The organism is Flavobacterium sp. (genome assembly GCF_044371705.1).
GTDB lineage: Bacteria > Bacteroidota > Bacteroidia > Flavobacteriales > Flavobacteriaceae > Flavobacterium.
In genome coordinates this window covers 1-4,530 of sequence record NZ_JBILTE010000205.1, presented here as the reverse complement: position 1 = coordinate 4,530, position 4,530 = coordinate 1, and the positions used below count along the sequence as shown (strand labels likewise).

Annotated in this window: 4 protein-coding genes; 1 reads left to right on the top strand and 3 read right to left on the bottom strand. The window is 35.7% G+C overall.

The genetic code is table 11. The features are described 5' to 3' along the window. Positions 1–207 precede the first annotated feature (207 nt). From ACIQ2S_RS11650 to ACIQ2S_RS11640, 3 genes are all read right to left on the bottom strand, one after another. Positions 208–2,112, bottom strand: coding sequence for an alpha/beta fold hydrolase (locus ACIQ2S_RS11650; RefSeq protein ID WP_396176178.1), 1,905 nt, complete (start codon positions 2,110–2,112; stop codon positions 208–210). 70 nt (positions 2,113–2,182) lie between these two features. Further along, positions 2,183–2,650: a Na(+)-translocating NADH-quinone reductase subunit F gene (locus ACIQ2S_RS11645; RefSeq protein ID WP_396176176.1), complete on the bottom strand. Its 468-nt coding sequence runs from the start codon at positions 2,648–2,650 to the stop codon at positions 2,183–2,185. Positions 2,651–2,738: 88 nt separating this feature from the next. Further along, positions 2,739–3,203, bottom strand: coding sequence for a DUF6265 family protein (locus tag ACIQ2S_RS11640; RefSeq protein WP_396176174.1), 465 nt, complete (start codon positions 3,201–3,203; stop codon positions 2,739–2,741). 107 nt (positions 3,204–3,310) lie between these two features. On the opposite strand from ACIQ2S_RS11640, the gene prfA reads away from it, so the two are divergent. Next, on the top strand, positions 3,311–4,384 hold the full coding sequence (prfA, locus tag ACIQ2S_RS11635; RefSeq protein ID WP_396176172.1) for a peptide chain release factor 1: 1,074 nt from the start codon (positions 3,311–3,313) through the stop codon (positions 4,382–4,384). Positions 4,385–4,530 lie beyond the last annotated feature (146 nt).

The window sequence follows — 4,530 nt, the reverse complement described above, 5'->3', positions numbered from 1 at the left end:
AAAACTGTCAATATTTTGTCTCCCAAATATAAAGAAATAATTACAACTTCTATTTCCAAAATAAAAGCTCACCCTCGTGAGCTTCGATTTCATCGATACAAAATATTGGAAGTTTTTATTGGAAATTCTAAAGCGTTTTCCAACACGAAACTAAATCTATAAAAAAACAAACCCTTCTGATTTATAGAAGGGCTTGAAGTTGATGGTTTATTTTTTACTTCTTAAATACTTGTCCAAAAAAGCTAAAGTAGCCTCTGAAGCTTTAATTTGATTTTCTTTTTTGATAAACCCGTGGCCCTCGTCAGGGAAGAGGACATATTCAACCGGGACACCGTTTTTCTTCACACCGGCAACAATTTCGTCGCTTTCAACAGGTAGCACTCGCACGTCGTTTGCTCCTTGAAGCACCAATAAGGGTTTGTTGATTTTTTCGTAATTGAACAACGGAGAAATTTGTTTCAATCGAATACTATCAGCAGTATTAGGATCGCCCATTTCATCATACAATGCTTTCCGGAAGGATTCCCAATAAGGAGGAATACTTTTTAAAGTTCGCATCCAATTGGCTACACCAAATAAATTCACCCCTACTTTAAACTCTTCAGGGTGGAAAGCTAATGCTCCTAATACCATACAACCACCATAACTTCCGCCATAAATGCCAATGGCATTACTGTCGATATAGTCTTGTTCGGCCAACCATTTTTTGCCCCAAACACAGTCTTTTAAATCGCCATTGCTGTGGTCTTTATTATCCATTTTGTAAAATGTTTTGCCGTAACCGCTGCTCCCGCGATTATTAACCGCTAAAACAGCATACCCTTGATTGACTAAATGTTGAATGGTATTTGAATAACCAATGCGGCTTTGGCCACCCGGTCCGCCATGCACCCAAACTAAAGCCGGAACTTTATTGCTTGCCGACGCTTGTTTAGGTTTGTAATAGATAGCCGGAATTTCTAAACCATCGAAAGATTTAAAACGAACGACTTCTGCTTGAACCAAATCGTTTTGGTCTATTTTTTTGCTAAGTGTTGAAGTCAGCTGTTTCAAATCTTTGGATGCAATATCGTACACATACAGATTTGACGGACTGGTACTACTCCCCACAGTGAGTAATAATTTGGTTTCGCTCATAGAAATAGTTACTCCTGTAACGTCTCCATCTTTAAAATCAGGCATTTTAATTTCTTTACCGGTAGCATGGTCAAAAAGCATCACTTTGTTTTTGCCGTCACTATTTATAAAAACCACTCGGTATTTTTCATTTTCACTGAGTGACATATACATGATGTCCCATTTGTCTTCCAGAACCACTTCTTTTTTCTCGGTGTTGATGTTGTATTTTACTAAATAACTAAATTCTTTGCCTTCATTGGTGGCATAATATAATATGCTGTCATTTTTTTCAAAAACCATCGGATTCCAAGTTGCTTCTTTATCAGAACTGATTTTTTTAGATTTTTTTGTTTTCTGGTCGTATAAATACAACTCATTTTTATCCGTCGTGATTTCTTTGGTTAGCGTAAGATAGCGTTCGGAGGGACTGATTCCAGAGGCACTCAATCCTGAATCGTTTTTGTAAAGTAAGTTATCTTTCCAACTTACGGTGTCTAATTTATAGATATCGAAATATCTCTGATCTCTTTTGTTCGATTGGACATATAAATTTTTCTTATCTAAACTCCAACCTAGAAAAGAATTGGAGGAATTTTCCCAAGGAGTAATATCTTTTGTTGCATTGGTTTTTTGATTAACCAAATACAGATGTGAATTTTCATTTCCTCCTTGATCTGAAGAATAAATAAAATTTGAACTTCCGGGAATGTACCCTTCGGCAAATACTGATTCTTTTGTTGAGTTTGTTAGAGCTTTTGCAACAGTGTCTGCTATTGTTACTTCATACGAATTAAAAATACCTGAACTATTGCTTGAAATTAATACTTTGGTTTCGTTGGCATTAAACCCGGCACCGCTGACCGATTTGGTATCGAAAAAATCAGTTACATCGTATTTTTTCACCTCTGCTTGAACTGTGTTTTCAGTATCTTTTTTACATGAAATACCAATAAACAATAGCGTGATTCCTAATAAAACACTAGTTTTTTTCATAAATTGATTGATGTTAAGTTGTTAAAAATCAAAAAGTAACATCAAATATAGGTTTTTTTGAAATAGCTTTTTAGTAGGCGGTTAAAATAAACTTTTGGTTTGCACTTTCGGGCATTGATTGCATAGTATTGAATAATGCAGTACAATCGATCACATTTGGGATTTTATCAAAAGTACAAAGCTGAGCTACTACAGCTTCAAGGCCTTTAAACAACTTGTCTTTATTTTTTTTCTTATTCGTAAATGTATATTGGTGCAGCGGTACAGCATAGCCACAAGCTTGCAGAAAAACTTTTTCAATTTGCAAAAGTTCCAGAGGTGTAAAACCATTAAATTTTCTGCCCAATCGTTGATGCACTAAGCCAACATAATTTAACTGCAATGTTCCGTTATAGTTTGAAAACTCTTTCCAATAATGGTTGTTATCCAAAATAGTTCCCACAGCACATTGGGTGCATGAAAGAGGATTTAATCTGTTTTCATGGAAGGCATTGTATAATTTTTCTGCAGCTTGATTGAATCTTTTAGATGTTTCCATAGCTTATGTTTCATTTCATTCAAATGTAAAAAATTGTACGTAAATAATTGATAGAACAATAGTTAACTTTTATATTTTTTTGCAGCAGTTATTTTATTTTGGTAAACGGAAACCCCTGACTTTTCCCATCACCACTAATTTCAGCATATAAACTGTCTTTCGTCACTAATTTATAGGTGATTTTTTTTGGGAAATCGTGTTCCGGGTTTTCAAAAACTAAATAATGATTTTTAAAAGAGGTGAGTGTAAAAGCAACCGGTTTTTCTTCATTTTGATTAGGAACGGATACGATATAAAATAAATCATTCTTTTGTTGTTCCAATCGAACATTTTCGGCAAATAACGTATCTTTTCCGTTAATGAAATAACTTTCACCTACCAAAACAGAGTCATTTTCAGTTTTCCATTCTTCCGAGAAAGTGCCTTCCGGAGTCTTATTTTCCCAACGTCCTAAAAACCAGTTGGCTTTTTCAAGTTCGCTGAAAGTGGTTTTTTGTTGACAGGAAAAAAGGCAAGAAAAAACTATAAGTACAAGATAGCTTGAGTTTTTCATGATGGAATATTTGACGAAACAATACTACAAAAAAACAATGAAATGTTAAACTTGAATCGTGAAACAAAAAATCGTACTTTTGCACTCCAAAATACAGTTATAAGACTATGTTAGACAGATTACAATATGTGAAGCAGCGTTTCGACGAGATATCAGATTTGATTATTCAGCCTGATGTGATTGCCGATCAGAAGCGTTATGTGCAATTGAACCAAGAATATAAAACCTTGAAAGGTTTGGTAGACAAACGAGAGGAATACATCCGTTTGACTCAAAATATAGAAGAAGCCAACGAAATTATTGCCGATGGTTCGGATGCGGAAATGGTTGAAATGGCCAAAATGGAATTGGACGATGCCAAAGAACGCATGCCCCAATTGGAAGACGAAATCAAATTTATGTTGATTCCGAAAGACCCGGAAGATGCTAAAAACGTGATGGTGGAGATTCGTGCCGGAACGGGTGGAGATGAAGCATCGATTTTTGCCGGAGATTTATACAGAATGTACACTAAATATTGTGAAGGTCGCGGTTGGAGAACTTCTTTAGTAGATATGAACGAAGGAACCGCCGGAGGTTTTAAAGAGGTAATTTTTGAAGTAACAGGAGAAGATGTTTACGGCACATTGAAATTTGAAGCAGGCGTTCACCGAGTACAACGAGTTCCTCAAACGGAAACCCAAGGGCGTGTGCATACTTCAGCGGCTACTGTAATGGTTTTGCCGGAAGCAGAAGAATTTGATGTACAAATTGATATGAACGATGTTCGAATCGATTATTTCTGTTCGTCAGGCCCAGGCGGACAATCGGTGAATACAACGAAATCAGCGGTTCGAATGACGCACGTTCCCACCGGATTGGTTGCTCAATGTCAGGATGAAAAATCGCAACATAAAAATAAAGACAAAGCGTTAACGGTTTTGCGTTCCCGTTTGTATGAAATGGAATTGGCTAAGAAGCAAGCGGAAGATGCTACTAAACGTACATCACAGGTAAGTAGTGGTGACCGTTCAGCAAAGATTAGAACCTACAATTATGCACAAGGGAGAATTACAGACCACCGAATTGGTTTGAGTATTTTTGACTTGGATGGATTTATGAACGGAAATATTCATAAAATGATTGAAGAGTTGCAATTGGTTTCAAATACTGAGAAATTAAAAGAATCGGAAGTGTTTTAAAATAGGAAAGCCGACTAAAAAATCTAGTCGGCTTTTTAATTTAATAATGAGTTCTTTAAATTCCAAATCGATGGTTGGTATTTAGAATATGATTTTTAATTTGAAATAGAATCTATTCTTAAAAGTTTAAACGACTTCAGTTATCT